Below are 15,287 nucleotides of genomic sequence, written 5' to 3'. Positions count from 1 at the left end.
CAATCTTGGAAACGACAGCGATGCTATCTCCAGAGGCGGTCACGCCTATCGCGGAAGCCATATTCGCGAAGCCTGGAGTACGCGTCGTGGAGGCATACTCGGATTTCGATGCCGAGCCGCGTGAGTTCACTTCGGTGGAGAGCTTAGTCTCGTACTGCAAGAGCTGCGCCAGGCTCCCAGGGAGTCTGGTGTACCTCTTTTTGCACTATTCGGACATGGGTGGTCGGTTGGTCCGTGAGACGGTAAATCTGGCGCCCGGAGCCGTGCCAGGTCATAAGCTTCGATATACATGGAACGGGTGGGGGCTTATTTGTGTTCAGCTCTATCTGGCCGACGCGCGCAACCGCTCTAGAATCGTCGCCAACTCCGAGGCGCGTGCCTCCAAGTGGGCAAACACGATTCCGGAGTACGATTCGCCCGACAGCTGGAATTGGCCGGTCATACAGAGGCACGTAAGGAGGCTACAGCGTGTCCTTAAGCGAGTCGCCTAACAAGAACATGCAGCGCGCCGTGAACGATAAATTGCTCGGCCGCGGGCGACCGAGCCTGGTGCCTCGATCAGCTCCACGCGCCCGCGTGCCGACAGGTCAGCGTGCGGGCGCTGATGTGGGCCGTTAGGCGGCACTGGAACCTTACCGCGGCGACTGTGCATGTCTCCAAACGAGCGGCAGTGAGTGGAATGACCCGATACATCAAGATTGCCCTTGTCTTCTTCGTGGCCCTTCAAGGGCTGGTTGGTGGTGTCGGTAATCTGGCGGGTCTGTCGACTACTTACAACACCGTCGCCGGAGTTCTTTCCATGGAGGGCGTTCCAGCATCGGTCCCTCGCATCTTTGCGGTAAATGCAGCGCCACTCATCTGGATCGGCGTCTGCTGGATCTTCTTGTTAAAGCTCGCAACCGGCGTAACTGGTGCGATTGGTGTTTGGCAACTCTGGTGGAGACGTAATGCGTCTTCGGAAGAGTTTCAGGCAGCGAAGCGATGGGGACTTATTGCTTGTGGCTTCTCGATTTTGATGTTGTTCGGAGGGTTCATAGTTATTGGTGCGACGGTTCTGTTTATGTGGCAAACGGATACTGGGCAGGTCGCTTTCGAGGGCGCCACGTTTTTCCTCCTTGCCTTAGGTGTCGTAGCACTCTTTCTAAATCTGCCTGACGCTGAACTGGGAGTAGATCGGAGTGCCGCCTAACATGGCGCTGCAACGGACCTGTCGCATTGTCACGCGGTTTGCATTCGCAAACCGCGCGCCAGGCCGCTGAGCTTGGTTGTTAGCCGTCATAAGGATCGGCCCCCTGCTCGCCGCGCTTATCTTTTCCGCAAGCGCATGTGGCGCTACCACCGAGCAACTTCTGGCGCAGCTAAACTCTGCGCGTTCTTTGTGGGCTCAACGCGGGCCCGTCAGTTATAGCTTTGTAATTTCGGACGGCTGTTTTTGCCTTAGCCCTGCTTACAACGGGCCGCTTCTCGTCACAGTAAGGCCCGGCAGACCGATTCGCCTAGTTTATATCGGCCGCTCGACGCGTAAATACGCGAAGGGAGACAGAGTAACGATCGAGACACATCTGCGCACTGACATTCCTCAGCTCTTCGACTGGATCGAAAAGGCAATTCGCGCATCGCCAGCTGCCTTCTTTACGCTAGAGTACGACAGTGTCGATGGTCACCCAGTAAAGGTGGAGCTTGACGATCCGACGTGGGAAGACGAACAGACAATCATTGCCATTGAAAGCTTTCGCCGTCATGACGGCTAACTACGCGTTGCAGCAGAAGGGCGGTGGCAGTTTCGTTTAACGGGGTGTAGGTGAGCCTGAAAGACAAAGTGCCTTCGAGAAGGTTGTCCCATCCGCCCTCTGCTGAACGCGGGCGTTAGGTGGCACTTCAGGGGAACTATTTGCCGTCTGCAGTCTCACCTCGTGACTTATGCGAGGGCGAGAAACTGACAGAACGGCTGCTTCAGGAGTAGACATGTTTGGCAGCATCGACAAGAGCAAAGGCCTTCTCTTTGTCACGCATGACCTCGGACAGTCGATTCGAAACACGCAGCAAGCAATGCGTGAAGAGATTGAGCGTCTAGATGGAAATCGATTGCTGAGCACTCCGGTCGCCGACCTAGTTACCTACTTTGCCGAGAAGTACAAGATTGAGCCGCTCACCCTCCACAAGGACAACTGGTATGCCGACACCAAGGAGGTTCGGGTCGATGTTCGCTACGATTCAATGCGGTGGATTGACGACAAGAGCCGACCGGCTTTGGTTGCCGGTGAGCGGACGGAAGTACATATTCCATTCGAGGGCGAGGCCGAGCTCTTCTATTCGAGCGCAAACACGTACAGTTCGAACCCTCCGCGGGCCGCAATTGAAGGCAGCGAGCTCGTTCTCCGCTATGAAATGCCAGCGGACGCTCCGCGAGAGGTCCGCCCTCTCGTTGACCAGGACCTGCGTACTATCGAGCAACACATCGGCTGGCAGAGGCCCATGATCGACGCTCACAATTCGACGCTTGCAGGTATAGCCCAGCAAGCCATTGACGGTCGCCGCAAGCGCTTGCTCGACCAGTCTCGGCGGGCCGATGCCCTTGGCATTCCTGTAAGACGACGCGATGGTGCGCCGCAGACCTACGCCATTCCAACTGCACGCAAGAAGGCCGCCCCCTCACTTCCGCGGGCCACCACTACGAAGTTCGAACCAGAACCCACGTGGGCGATGGAGCAGTATGAGCAGGCTCTAAAGATCATGCAGGACATGGCGCTCGTGATGGAGCGCAGCCCGGATGCTTTCAAGGCAATGGATGAAGAAGCCTTGCGCCAACATTTTCTGGTCCAACTAAATGGGCAGTTTGAGGGTAAGGCTACCGGTGAGACCTTTAACATGAGCGGCAAGACGGATATCTTGCTGCGAGAAGGTAACCGCAATGTATTTATTGCGGAGTGCAAGTTCTGGAAGGGACCAAAGGCATTCGGAGAGGCCGTTAATCAGCTCCTGGGCTACGCGACGTGGCGCGACGGTAAGACTGCAATTCTCATTTTCAACCGCGGAACCGATACGACCACCGTACTTGCCGGTATTGATGCAGCGGTCAAGGCTCACGCCAGTTTCAAGCGCGCCATCGAATGGCCGCATGAAAGTGCGTTCCGGTATGTTCTGCGCAGCAACGACGACGCAAATCGCGAAACGCTAGTAACTGTTCTAGTCTTCGAAGTGCCAAAGTAGATGATCCATTTCAAGGCGAGACAGCGGTCGTGTACCTGATGGAGGCCCCTTATCGTCTCGGGCTGGAGGCCCTGTGCGCGGTGCCACCTAACAACTCGTTGCAACGGCCGTGAACGATAAAGTGCCCACCCCTATGGGCTGGCGTGCGGCCGCTGAACTCGGGCGTTAGACAGCAGAGGAACGATAGTGCATAGCGAAGGTGTTCCATACACGACGGTTAAGGTCGACGCAGCGGCGATCGTCGATTGTCCTTCCTTCCACTCAGTGTTCTCAGAGGCATTCGGCTTTCCCGACATCTACGGACGCAACATGGATGCCTGATCACGAGTGTTGGATGCCGAGACCTGGACCCCGGACGATTGCTCGGTATAGCGAGCACTTCAAGGCGACAGTAGTTCGGTTGAGCGATTTGCCTGGTGTTGCTGTGCAGTATGTAGCAGCTATTTTCATTCATCCATTCATGCTGTCTCGTTGGCGCAAGCAGGTGCGTGAGGGGTTGATTGTGACGAAGGGCGTGAAGTTGGATGAGGCAGTGAGTGCTCAGCTCAAGGAATTGCGCAAACTCAAGAAGGAGCACGATCTACCAAAAAAGCCATCACTTCACTTCGGCGCGACGAGCGAAGTCTTCGCGTTCATCGAACACTGTGAAGGCGCCTACCCGATCCGAATGACGTGCCGACTGTATGGGGTGAGTGCCGCGGCTGACGGGGATCCCAATGTCGCAGCGCACTGGCGGGTTGAGCCTCGCCGCGAACCGGCGACGAACCAGGAATCGGCTGCATCGCGGAAACGGGAGCGCTCGTGCGCGATCCAGCGCGGCCGCGGCCGCATCGAGGGTTGATGCGCGCTGCCGACATCGTGCCGGGTTTGCTGCTGCCGGTCGCGCTCGCTCTGCTTGGGCAGACCCTCGCGCACTGGCTCGGCATCACGGTCCTCGGTTTGCCGCGCAGCCCGATTTCCGGCATCACGCTCGCCATCCTGCTCGGACTCGTCCTCGCGAACCTCGTTGCGCTGCCTGAGCGGCTGCGCTCAGGATCGCGCTTCGCATTGACGACGGTGCTGCGCCTCGGCATCGTATTGCTCGGGCTGCGGCTGTCGCTCGCCGAAGCCGGCGAGATCGGCTTGCGCGCGCTGCCTGTGATCTTTGCGGCCATCGTCACGGCACTGCTGCTCGTGCGCTGGCTCAGCCGCCGGTTCGAGCTGCCGCCGCGGCTCGGCGCGCTGATCGGCGTCGGCACCAGCATCTGCGGAGCGACGGCCATCGTTGCCACTGCGCCCACAATTGGCGCCCGCGAAGAAGAGACCAGCTATGCAGTGGCCTGCATCGCGCTGTTCGGACTCATCGCGATGCTGCTCTATCCTTTCGCCGCGCACTGGCTGTTCCAGGGCGAGGCGCTTCGAGCGGGCCTGTTCTTCGGTACCGCCGTACACGATACGGCGCAGGTCGTGGGCGCTGGCATGGCCTATCGCGAATACTTCGGCGATGCGCGCGCACTCGAAGTCGCGACGGTGACGAAGATGGTGCGCAATCTCGCAATGATCCTTGTGATTCCGCTCATGGCGATCGCCTATCGGCCGGCAACCGTTGCGCCCGGCGCGCAGGCAGGAACGGCCCCGCGATGGTACCAATTCGTGCCGTTGTTCGTGATCGGCTTCGCGCTGATGAGCCTGCTTCGCACCCTGGGCGATCTCGGCGACAGGCCTTTCGGCTTGCTTTCGGCCGAGCACTGGCGCGCAGCGATCGGCGTGATGGGTACGGTCGCGGACTACCTGCTTGCCACGGCCATGGCCGCCGTCGGACTGTCGACGCGTCTTGCGACTCTGCGCGCAATCGGACCACGGCCGCTGCTGGTTGCCCTGTTCTGTGCGCTCGCGGTTGGCACGGTGTCCGCCACGGCGATCGAGCTGCTCTACTGAGCGAATTCCTCGCACAGGGACGCTCGCTCCCCATCGACGCGGGGCCCACGAGCGAATTTCAGGAGCAAGCCTAGTATTCACCCGGGACGTTCCGAGAGAGAATGAGATTGATGCGCGCGAGCGGTAGCCGGAAGCTTTGGTCATGGCGGAAAGGGTTGGTTGCGACCGAAATTCCGTTTCGGCGACACGGTCTTAACCAGAGTCCAGCAGGCAACGAGACGCAACATGCATGTATGGATCGATAGCAAAGTTCATAGTAGATTCTCGTGACACAGGCGCTCGTGGCATCAAGGTGTCATTGATGATCCCACATGCTGTTGACGCTCTTTTCGTCGCGACCAATCTCAGGATCGGCCGTAGACCCTCGTGCCTGACGCCACGAATGCTAAACTCGGCGTTCACCCTGATCGCCACCGCGTTGTCGATCGCAGGCTGCGCTTCGAGGTCGCACGCGAGGAGTGGACGCCGGTGATTAACACCATCGTCCCCGAAACGGTCGATGTTCGCCCGAATGGTGTCTATTTATTCGTGTCCGGTCAATTCTTGTAGACACAGTTACTGTTTATTCCATACCCCGCGTGCCCGACAATGCACCTTTCGAAGGCGGACAAATCCAGGTTCCGAGAAATTTCTCCGTGTGTCTAAGATATGAGCCTGCGATTGCGACGCCTGAACGGCCTGGATCATCTTTCGTGGCTAAGAACATACTTTGCGAGGGTTTGCACCACTTGTGAGTCCCGCACGATGCGCGGAGGGGAAGTACGCGGTTGCCTATGGGCTGTACTCATTTGGTAAGTTAGGCGTATTGATGAACGACGATTGCTCAATTTCGTCACGTTCCATCAGGTCAAAGGCCAATTGGGCAATGCGTTGGCTCGTCGCCGCTGCTGTGTGAGCGTGCCTTCGATTTCGAAAAAAGGTGATCGATGTGCGAACCCCTGGCGAAATTAGAAGACTTGGATTGGTTCAGAAAGACGGGTTCCTGTGGATTGCAAGCGCTTTCATACTGTACTTCGGACTGCCAATTGTCGGCATCCGCTGGTCCAATTGGGTGGCTCTGGCAGTTCTTGTGTATGCGGTTTTCAGGCTGTCACGTGCCCTAGGTCACTCGGTCCTTCTAAGTGTCGCATTGAGCATCGCGTCGGCATTCGCGCTTCTCGGCCTTGTCTGCTTTTTCGTCCTTAACGTCAAAGCAACAAAGGCACTCAGGTACGCTGGACTCAAGGTCGGATTCTTTGGTGTGAACGAGCATGATCTGCCAAGAGAGCAATAGCATGTCGCCCAAATGTTCTATATGGTCTCTCCCGCTGAGCAAGAGACTGGTCGACAACGGTGGCACATTGGGAGGTTTGTGCACCCGACTGGGTGGCACGCAGCGTCGATTGTTCGAGGCGCCACTCCCATCGAAAAAGGAGACGCAATACATCTGGGGCATGACAGCTATCGCAGCGGGCCGTCCATGCCGATGTACTTGGATGCGGCCGCTGAATCCCAACTTTAGGAATCGAAAATGCTCCGACCGACCTTAATCTTGTTAGTCACGGCTGCGCTTGCCGGTCCTGCTCTTGCCCTGTATGACGCAAAACCCGACGAAGCACTGGCTGCCTCGCAAGGGGCCTGGACTGGCTCTCTCACCTACCGGGATTACAGTCAGCCTGATCGGCTTGTCGCATTGCCTGTCAAAAGGTTTGTTGCATTGGCGGGCCCCGACGTCCTGGAGCTTGGCAAGCATGAGGTGCCAAGCACAGGTGAGCCCGTTTTCCGCAATCGCTATGTTTTCAGGCGCTGATGCCCAAGCCCTCGCGAAATCCGAGCGCCAAACCGTTGCCGTTCGTGGAACCCGACGACGCCATTGCGCGTCGCGTACGCCAGACATGCATGGCACTTCCAGGCACCACTGAGACCAATTCCTGGGGTCATCCTAATTTCAAAGCCAATGGACGCATTTTCGTTACGCTTGAATGGATGCAACGCCGTCCATCCATTGCTTTGCGACTGACCTCGACCGACATTACGTCCCTGTCACGGAAACCCGGCTATTTCCTTACTCCCTATGGCAGAGGGCAATGGATAAGCGTATGGGCCGACAGGCGGCTCGACTGGCGTACAGTTAGCGGCCTCATCCGCAAAAGCCATGATCTGACATCGCAGAAGCGTCTCGCTGCGCCAACCAAGGTAGCGACAAAACGGCGCAAGGCGAAGTAACAGCGTCGGGTCACGACGCTTGTTCAGGCCTGGCGCATTCGCTCAGGTGCCTGGCAAAGACGTATCGCTTCGCGAATGATGCCGGCATCGCCGATGTGATTGATCAGCAGTAGCAGCAGGCGTGCGTTGACGCGGGCGCTGTCCTCTTCACTGCGGCCGTTATGCAGCCTGACCAGTTCCTCGTAGATATCATCCGGGTAGCCGATGCTCCTGCTCGTTCGTAGTGCGCTCATTCACATCTCCCGCCCGTGGCCGTCTGCCATGCCCGCGCAATGCGTTTCGTGTCGGGTTTGCGCCATCGGGCTGCCACATATTGATCCGGTCGTATCAAACTGGCACTGCCTGGCGAGAGGTCATAACGATCGCCAATGAGCTGCGCGTCGCCGGCGGCGTCGGCGATGTCAAGGCGCGCAATCCCTGGCGGCAGTTCGCCCCGCCAGCCGTTCGTCAGCAACACGAATCGCTCGCCGAGTTTGCCCAACAGCCATTCGCCGTCCCAAGGCGCATCGAGCGCCGGTGAGCCAGGTGCAACACCCTGCCAGCTCGCGCCGGCCTCGTCAGGCGTGTTGAGCGCGCTCAGCGGATAACTGACTGCCGTCGACAAACGGCCCGAATTCACCCACGGACGCGCGAATTCGTAATCGCGCGCAAGTCCCAGCACCGCGTCGCGCAAGCTGCGGCTCGCGGCCGACTTCGGCGTCAGGAAATCGGTCGAGCGAGTCGAATTGCGGATATTCTCATCGGCCGTGACCGTCGCCTCGTAGTTGTAGCTCTCGAGCAGCAGCGCTGCCGCGCCGCCGCGCAGTATCAGGTCGAGCTTCCATGCCAGGTTGTCGACATCGGCGATACCGCCGTTGGCGCCGCGGGCGCCGAACGGCGAGACCAGGTGCGCGCTGTCGCCGACGAAGAGTACACGGCCGTGAACAAATCGTGCCATTCGCCGGCATTGAAACGTATAGACGCTGTACCACTCGCGGGTAAATTGCACCTGCGAACCCAGCATGCCACGTACTAGCGGCTCGACACGCTCGGGCCGCGTGCAAGCCTCGCGATCGATATTCCAGCCCAGCTGGAAATCGAGCCGCCATACGTCGTCGGGTTGCTTGTGCAGCAGCGCCGATTGTCCGGGATTGAACGGCGGATCGAACCAGAACCAGCGCTCGGACGGCCGCTCGCCGTGCATCTTGATGTCGGCGATGAGGAAATTGTCCTCAAAAATGCGCCCCTCAAAATCGAGCTGCATCAATTCGCGCACCCGCGAGCGGTGACCGTCGCAGGCCAACAGCCAATCGGTCCGCAGGCGATACCGTTGTCCTGCGCATTCGATATCGGCCACGACTCCGTCATCGTCCTGCGACATGGCGACGAGTTCATGACCCCAGCGAATATCCACGTTTGGGAGCGAAGCGAGGGCGGCAACCAGAAACTGCTCGACATAGTACTGCTGCAGATTGATGAAACCCGGCATCTGCTGGTCTTTGACCGGCAGCATGTCGAACTGATAGATCGGCGCCGGGTCGGCGCCCCAGAACACCTTGCCGACGTTCCAGACGACGCCTTTGCCCAACATGGTCTCACCGACACCCAGGCGATTCCAGATGTCGAGTGTGCGCTTGGCGTAACAGATGCCCTTGGAGCCGGCGGCGATGAAATCGAGACGATTGAGCACGACGACCCGGTGGCCCTTGCGAGCAAGGTCGAGCGCCAGCGTCAGGCCAACCGGCCCTGCGCCGACGATCAGCAGGGGCAGACGGGATTCACCTGCGGCAGGCGCGGGTGTCGCGCCGACTTCCTGCCAGACTGGGATACCGGATCGTTCTGCCATACGCCGACCTTGCAGCGGGGCAGGTCAGCCCTGCAATTGCGCCCAGACTTCGCGGTCGCGTTCCATGGTCCAGATCCGCGGCCAGTCGATACCGTCGAACTCGTCCCACAGCCGTTGCACGTCGAAGGGCAGGCAGTGTTCGAATATCGGCCAATGACCGAACTTTGGCGCAAGTGCCGCATGGGTCAGTTCGAAGGCCTGCTTCAGCGTGCCGCGTCGCTCATGCACCTGGCCGACCTTGTCGATCATCACGGTCAGGAATTCGCGCGTCTGTTCGACTGCTGCGTCGCAGGCCGCCACGCCGCGGGCGACAGCGCCGCGACCGCCAATCAGCTTCTCGGCGCGAAAGCGTTTTACATGATCCAGCGTGCCGCTCGCCCAGTCACGATGAAAAGCATCACCGGTATAAAGCGCCGCCTGCGCCTCGACCAGATCACCGGCAAAGAGCGTACGTTGCTTGTCGTACCAGACGACGATGTCGCCGGCCGTATGCCCGCGGCCGCAGAACTGCAGGTCGAGGTGACCACGCTTGCCGCCGAGTTCGATCGTCATGTGATCGGAGAAGGTCGCATCCGGCCAGGTGAGGCCGGGTATGGACTGCGGTTCCTTGAACAGTCGCGGCATGCGGCCGAATTCGCTGTCCCAGTCCTGCTTGCCGCGCTCCTCGATCAGCCGACGGGTCGTATCGCTGGTGATGATGACTTCGGCATCGAAAGCGCTGGCGCCGAGGACGCGTACGGCGTGGTAATGCGTCAGCACCAGGTACTTGACCGGCTTGTCGGTCAGTTCGCGCAGCTTGGCGAGCCATTCGCGCGCCGCCACGGGTGTCGCACGCGCCTCGATGCAAACCAGGAAGTCCTCGCCTTCGATGGCGCCGACATTCGGATCACCCTCTGCCGTCAGTGCGTAGACGCCGTCGCCCAGCACCTCCAGTGTTTCCTTCTTCTCGGCCGTATCGGCCGATGAAGCAAACGGCTTGCTCATCAGCTTACGCGGCCGCGTTGATGATCTTGATCGTCGTGTACGCTTCGAGACCCTCTTCGCCGAACTCGACACCGATACCGGAACACTTGATGCCGCCGAAAGGCACATGCGGGGCGATCTCGGCATGCTTGTTGATGAATACCGTGCCGGCCTCGAGGCGCGCGGCCACGGCCTGCAGCTGCTTCTTGTCGCTTCCCCACACCGAGGCATCGAGTCCGAAGTCCGTGCCGTTGGCACGGCGGATCACGTCGTCGAGATCGGTGTAGCGGATTATCGGCAGCACGGGCCCGAATTGTTCCTCGTCGACCAGACGCACGCCGTCGCTCAATTCGGTCATGAATGTGACCGGATAGAAATAGCCGGGGCCCTTGGTAGGCTCGCCGCCCAGGATGGCCTTGGCGCCGTGCTTCTTGGCGTCCTCGACGAGTTCGATGACGCGCTTGTACTGGCGCTCGTTCTGCAAGGGGCCGAGCAGGCTCCCTTCGGCCATGCCATTGCCCATTGGAATCTTGGCGGCGAAGTCCACCAGCGCCTTGCAGGTGCGATCGAATACCTTGTCGTGCACATACAGTCGCTTGAGCGCGCCGCAGGTTTGCCCGGAGTTGATGAAAGCGCCCCAGAACATGGGTTCCGCGAGCGCCTCGACATTGGCGTCGGGCAGCACGATGCCGGGATCGTTGCCGCCGAGTTCCAGCGTCAGGGGCTTCAACGTGGAGGCGGCGCTCGCCATGACCTTCTTGCCGGTCGCGATCGACCCGGTGAAGACGATCTTGCCGATGCGCGGGTGCTGGCTCAGCTTGGCGCCGAGATCATCGCCCCCCGCGATCACGTTCACTACGCCGGGAGGCAGCACGCTGCTGATGAGTTCCATCATCCGCAACGTACCGAGCGGTGTGAACGGTGAGGGCTTGATGACCACTGTATTGCCGGTGCGAACAGCTGGCACGATGTGCCAGATGGCAATCATCAGTGGCCAGTTCCAGGGCGTGATCGAGCCGACGACGCCGATGGGCATGCGATGCATTTCGATGCGGGTCTTGGCGCTGTCCTCGATTACCTTGACCGGCAACGAAAGCGAGGCAGTATGGCCTGCCCAGGCCGCGCAACCGCCCAGCTCGAATTCCGATCCGAGCCCCTTCAGCGGCTTGCCCTGTTCCTGCGTGAGCAAAACCGATAATTCCGCTGCGTTGTCGGTGACAACTTTGGCGATGGCCTGGCAGGCCGCCGCGCGCTTCGCGTCATCCGCCAGGCGCCAGCTCGCGAAGGCTTTCTCGGCAGCGGCCACGGCTTGTTCCAGGTGCTTCTCGGTGCCGACCGGGCACAGTCCTACGACGCTGCCGTCCGCGGGATTGCGAATCTCCTGGTAGCTGTCCGCCGCAACGCGCTGGCCACCAATTGTCATTTCGTATTTCTTGCTCATGCCGGCTCCGCTCCAGTGTCCTGACCTCGCCCATGTTCAACGGGCAGCCTAGAGGCGTCTAGGTGCTGAGCGCAAGGGGCATGTACAGGCGTGAAATGCCTTTGCGGCAGGCTCCGCGCGGCGGGGCGGCAGGCCGAATTGCCCCGGCGAATCGCGTGGCGCAGAATGCCACCATGTACCAGGCCTACCCAGTGCTCGCCCAGGCGCCGCATCGGCGCCTCGACTATTTCAAGGGCCTGGTGGATGACCTCTTCTGTCCCATGGAGCTCGACCTGCCGGCGAGCTCACGCGCCAACTTTGGTGGCGGCATCGAAGCCGCGAACTTCGGCAATGTGCAGCTCGTCAAGGTCGCGACCAGCCCGATCCAGGTGCGCCGGCGCGTGCAGGATGTTGCGCGGCTCGCCGACGCGCCATACCTGGTCAAATTCCAGCTGCGCGGCGAATCCATCTGGTGTCAGCGCGGCCGCCGCGTCCACGCTCGCCCCGGCGACTTCGTCATTGCCTCAACCGCCGAACCCTATTCGCTCACCTTCCACGGCGAATACGAAATGCCCGTACTGGTCGTTCCCAACGCCATGATGAAACGGCTCACCCCGGATCCTGACCAATTCCTGGGCCAGCGACTGCCGGGCGAGGATGCCGATTGCGGTCTGCTCAGCGGGTTTGTCGGGCAGGTGGTCTCGCGCATGCACCTCCTGAGCGGGCCCATGGTGCAGCGAGTGGAGGCCAATGTGCTCGACCTGCTGGGTGGCGTGCTGCGGGCACGGGCCCGGCCCGGTGCCCTGTCGCGCGAACAGCTCCTCGCCCAGGTGACGACCTATATCGCGGGTCATCTGCAGGACCGTCGCCTGGGGCCTGCGTTGTTGGCGCGGGTCTTTGGCGTCAGTACCCGCCATATTCATGCCTTGTTCGAAACCCAACCGGAGACGGTCGGGCGGTTCATCAAACGCCTGCGCGTCGATGCCAGCCGCGAGGCGCTGCTGCGCGCGGACCCCACCAATGTGTCGCTCACCCACATTGCGCTTCAGTTCGGCTTCTACGATTTGTCGCACATGACGCGCTGCTTTCGCGAGCAATACGGCGAGCCGCCCCGGCAATTCATGTTGCGCTGCAGCAATCACTAGTTCAGTTTGATACAAGCGGCATGCGCCATCGGCCAATACAACCGGCGCGCGATCAGCCACATTCGACACGCAGCATGTTGAACCGGAACGAAATTCTAGAACCCATCGAGGGTGCGTCAATCGACGAGCTGCGCGCCTTGCAGCTCGCACGCCTGCGCTGGTCGCTACGCCATGCCTACGACCACGTCGAACACTACCGGCGCAGCTTCGACGCCGCAGGCGTGACACCCGACGATCTCCGCGGGCTCGCCGATCTGGCCCGGTTCCCATTCCTCACGAAGCAGGATTTTCGCGACCACTATCCCTTCGGATTGTTTGCCGTCGAACGCGAGCAGGTCGTGCGCATCCATGCCTCTTCGGGCACCACCGGCAAGCCGACGGTCGTGGGCTATACCGCGCGCGATATCGAGACCTGGTCGCAACTGGTCGCGCGCTCGATCCATGCGGCGGGCGGGCGCGCAGGCGATATCGTGCACGTTGCCTACGGCTATGGTTTGTTCACCGGTGGACTCGGTGCGCACTATGGCGCGGAGCGGCTCGGCTGCACGGTGATCCCGATGTCCGGTGGGCAGACCGAAAAACAGGTGCAGCTCATCCAGGACTTCAAGCCGCGCATCATCATGGTGACGCCGTCCTACATGCTCGCGATCGCCGACGAAATGGAACGCCAGGGAATCGATCCGCGCAAGTGCTCGCTGGAAATCGGCATCTTCGGCGCCGAGCCCTGGACCGAAGCCATGCGCGAGGCGATCGAGTCTCGCCTCGGAATATCCGCACTCGATATCTATGGTCTGTCCGAAGTCATTGGCCCGGGTGTCGCGCAGGAATGCGCAGACGCGAAGGGCGGTCCCTGCATCTGGGAAGACCACTTCTATCCGGAGATCATCAACCCGGCGACCGGGGAGGTTTGTGCCGATGGTGAGGAGGGGGAACTCGTCTTCACATCGCTCACCAAGGAGGCATTGCCGGTCATTCGCTATCGCACACGCGATCTGACGCGGCTGTTGCCGCCCTCGACCCGCGCCATGCGGCGAATGGCCAAGATCACCGGCCGCACGGACGACATGCTCATCATACGTGGCGTCAATGTGTTTCCGAGCCAGATCGAGGAAATCATCCTGAAGTGTAACGGCCTGTCGCCGCATTATTTTCTGGAGCTGACGCGCAAGGGTCACCTCGACAGCCTCGCAGTGCACGTCGAGTCACAGGCAGACTGCGACCGCGAACACGCGGCGCGCGAGCTCGTACGCCATGTCAAGTCCTATATCGGCATTTCGATCGAACCGCGGATCCTGCCGCCCGGCGGCATCGAGCGCTCGCTCGGCAAGGCAAAACGGATCGTTGACCGACGCGACGAGCCGCGCAAATAATGGATCGGCGTCCACTTGCTGGGTGTGCGCGCCGAGATCATTGCGGGAGTCTATTGGGAGTCATGCGAACATGAATATGCGATGGATCGTCCTCGCTTGCCTGGCAGCAGTTCCGGCACGCTCGGAGCTGCCGACGGACACGCTCGGCCAGGTCGAAACGCTGCCGGCGACCTATCCGCCGCATTGGGTGTTGGCGCAGGATTCGGCTTTCTTTCATTTGATCGACGGCAGGGTCGTTGTCCTCGATCTCGATGCCGATTCAGCGCAAGCGCGCTACAAAGGCATGTTCAATACCTCGCTGATTGCGCCGTTCGCACAAGCCGTCAGCCGGCCGGAGATGTATTCGGCGGATACTTTCTATTCGCGGGGCCAGCGCGGCGATCGCACCGATGTATTGACGATCATCGACAAGCGCACGCTCGCACCCATCGGTGAGGTCGCGCTGCCGACCGGCAAACGCGCCAGCACCATTCCGCAGCGCCAGTCGCTGGTGCTCGTGAACGGCGAGCGCTGGGCATTGATTTTCAACCTCAATCCGGCGACGTCCGCGTCGGTGGTCGATGTCGTCGAGCGGAAGTATCTGAACGACATTCCCATCCCGGGTTGCGGGCTGATCTTGCCGACCGGCGAGCGTGGCTTCAGTTCACTGTGCGCCGATGGGACCTTGTATACAGTCCAGCTCGATGAACAGGCGCAGATTGCGAGCACATCGCGAACGGCACGATTCTTCGATGTCGACAAGGATGCGCTGTTTGAAAAACCCGCCTGGGTGGGGGGCACGGCCTATCTGCCGTCATTCAACGGCAACCTCGTGCCGGTCGATCTGCGCGCCGACAAGCCGCGCATCGGCAAGGCCTTCTCGCTCCTCGACAAGGACACGGCGGGATGGCGTCCCGGAGGCATGCAGCTCATCGGCGAAGACGCCAACGGTCGCATCTACATCCTCATGCATCCCGAGGGTCGCGAGGGCAGCCACAAGGATCCGGGTGCCGAAGTGTGGGTATTCGATCCGCTCAAGAAGAAGCGCGTGCAGCGCATCGCACTCGAGAAGCCGGCAATTTCCATCTCGCTCACACGAGACGGCGACGCACCGATGCTCGTTGCGACTACCATCGACATGACACTCGCTGTGTATTCAGCCACGGATGGCAGGTTTGTCCGTGAAATTTCGGGATTTGGCGCCGAGACACCCTTCCTGGTGTGGGGCGCGCGATAACACCAAAGGACTTGCG

Annotated in this window: 12 protein-coding genes; 8 read left to right on the top strand and 4 right to left on the bottom strand. The window is 60.5% G+C overall.

All coding sequences use genetic code 11. From position 1 onward, the window contains the following. The first annotated feature begins 679 nt into the window (after positions 1-679). From R3E77_12630 to R3E77_12610, 5 genes are all read left to right on the top strand, one after another. A complete protein-coding gene (locus R3E77_12630) occupies positions 680-1,189 on the top strand; it encodes a DUF2165 family protein (GenBank protein MEZ5500261.1) in 510 nt (169 codons plus the stop codon). 76 nt (positions 1,190-1,265) lie between these two features. Then, on the top strand, positions 1,266-1,751 hold the full coding sequence (locus R3E77_12625) for a DUF6174 domain-containing protein (protein ID MEZ5500260.1): 486 nt from the start codon (positions 1,266-1,268) through the stop codon (positions 1,749-1,751). A gap of 214 nt (positions 1,752-1,965) precedes the next feature. Next, the gene (locus R3E77_12620; GenBank protein MEZ5500259.1) at positions 1,966-3,210 is read left to right on the top strand and encodes a hypothetical protein; all 1,245 of its coding nucleotides are present in this window, start codon (positions 1,966-1,968) and stop codon (positions 3,208-3,210) included. 313 nt (positions 3,211-3,523) lie between these two features. Beyond that, positions 3,524-4,051, top strand: coding sequence for a transposase (locus tag R3E77_12615; GenBank protein ID MEZ5500258.1), 528 nt, complete (start codon positions 3,524-3,526; stop codon positions 4,049-4,051). Beyond that, complete coding sequence (locus R3E77_12610; protein MEZ5500257.1) at positions 4,051-5,127, top strand: putative sulfate exporter family transporter; 1,077 nt, start codon at positions 4,051-4,053, stop codon at positions 5,125-5,127. Before R3E77_12615 ends, R3E77_12610 begins: the two co-directional genes overlap by 1 nt. Positions 5,128-7,355: 2,228 nt before the next feature. Here R3E77_12610 and R3E77_12605 read toward each other — a convergent pair. From R3E77_12605 to R3E77_12590, 4 genes are read right to left on the bottom strand one after another with little or no spacing between them, the layout of a single operon-like run. Continuing rightward, positions 7,356-7,565: a DUF2783 domain-containing protein gene (locus tag R3E77_12605; protein ID MEZ5500256.1), complete on the bottom strand. Its 210-nt coding sequence runs from the start codon at positions 7,563-7,565 to the stop codon at positions 7,356-7,358. Then, positions 7,562-9,157 carry an FAD-dependent oxidoreductase gene (locus tag R3E77_12600; protein ID MEZ5500255.1) on the bottom strand — a complete coding sequence of 532 codons (1,596 nt, stop codon included), beginning with the start codon at positions 9,155-9,157 and terminating at the stop codon, positions 7,562-7,564. Before R3E77_12600 ends, R3E77_12605 begins: the two co-directional genes overlap by 4 nt. Positions 9,158-9,181: 24 nt before the next feature. After that, positions 9,182-10,141, bottom strand: a complete 960-nt coding sequence (locus R3E77_12595; protein MEZ5500254.1) for an MBL fold metallo-hydrolase — start codon at positions 10,139-10,141, stop codon at positions 9,182-9,184. Between the two features lie 4 nt (positions 10,142-10,145). Beyond that, complete coding sequence (locus tag R3E77_12590) at positions 10,146-11,561, bottom strand: aldehyde dehydrogenase family protein (protein MEZ5500253.1); 1,416 nt, start codon at positions 11,559-11,561, stop codon at positions 10,146-10,148. 173 nt (positions 11,562-11,734) lie between these two features. Here R3E77_12590 and R3E77_12585 point away from each other — a divergent pair, with 173 nt between their 5' ends. From R3E77_12585 to R3E77_12575, 3 genes are all read left to right on the top strand, one after another. Further along, positions 11,735-12,685: a helix-turn-helix domain-containing protein gene (locus R3E77_12585; protein MEZ5500252.1), complete on the top strand. Its 951-nt coding sequence runs from the start codon at positions 11,735-11,737 to the stop codon at positions 12,683-12,685. A 74-nt stretch (positions 12,686-12,759) separates the two neighbouring features. Further along, a complete protein-coding gene (gene paaK, locus R3E77_12580) occupies positions 12,760-14,055 on the top strand; it encodes a phenylacetate--CoA ligase PaaK (GenBank protein MEZ5500251.1) in 1,296 nt (431 codons plus the stop codon). Positions 14,056-14,125: 70 nt separating this feature from the next. Beyond that, complete coding sequence (locus tag R3E77_12575) at positions 14,126-15,271, top strand: amine dehydrogenase large subunit (GenBank protein ID MEZ5500250.1); 1,146 nt, start codon at positions 14,126-14,128, stop codon at positions 15,269-15,271. The last annotated feature ends 16 nt before the right edge of the window (positions 15,272-15,287 follow it).

It is taken from the genome of Steroidobacteraceae bacterium (genome assembly GCA_041395505.1).
Classification (GTDB): Bacteria; Pseudomonadota; Gammaproteobacteria; order Steroidobacterales; family Steroidobacteraceae; genus JAWLAG01.
This window is presented reverse-complemented; position numbering and strand designations above follow the sequence as displayed.

Bases quoted from the DNA above. Each gene is read 5' to 3' on its own strand.
- R3E77_12615 (MEZ5500258.1), top strand. From the start codon at position 3,524: ATGCCTGATCACGAGTGTTGGATGCCGAGACCTGGACCCCGGACGATT.
- paaK (MEZ5500251.1), top strand. From the start codon at position 12,760: ATGTTGAACCGGAACGAAATTCTAGAACCCATCGAGGGTGCGTCAATC.
- R3E77_12605 (MEZ5500256.1), bottom strand. From the start codon at position 7,565: ATGAGCGCACTACGAACGAGCAGGAGCATCGGCTACCCGGATGATATC.
- R3E77_12585 (MEZ5500252.1), top strand. From the start codon at position 11,735: ATGTACCAGGCCTACCCAGTGCTCGCCCAGGCGCCGCATCGGCGCCTC.
- R3E77_12575 (MEZ5500250.1), top strand. From the start codon at position 14,126: ATGAATATGCGATGGATCGTCCTCGCTTGCCTGGCAGCAGTTCCGGCA.
- R3E77_12620 (MEZ5500259.1), top strand. From the start codon at position 1,966: ATGTTTGGCAGCATCGACAAGAGCAAAGGCCTTCTCTTTGTCACGCAT.
- R3E77_12610 (MEZ5500257.1), top strand. From the start codon at position 4,051: ATGCGCGCTGCCGACATCGTGCCGGGTTTGCTGCTGCCGGTCGCGCTC.
- R3E77_12600 (MEZ5500255.1), bottom strand. From the start codon at position 9,157: ATGGCAGAACGATCCGGTATCCCAGTCTGGCAGGAAGTCGGCGCGACA.
- R3E77_12630 (MEZ5500261.1), top strand. From the start codon at position 680: ATGACCCGATACATCAAGATTGCCCTTGTCTTCTTCGTGGCCCTTCAA.
- R3E77_12590 (MEZ5500253.1), bottom strand. From the start codon at position 11,561: ATGAGCAAGAAATACGAAATGACAATTGGTGGCCAGCGCGTTGCGGCG.
- R3E77_12595 (MEZ5500254.1), bottom strand. From the start codon at position 10,141: ATGAGCAAGCCGTTTGCTTCATCGGCCGATACGGCCGAGAAGAAGGAA.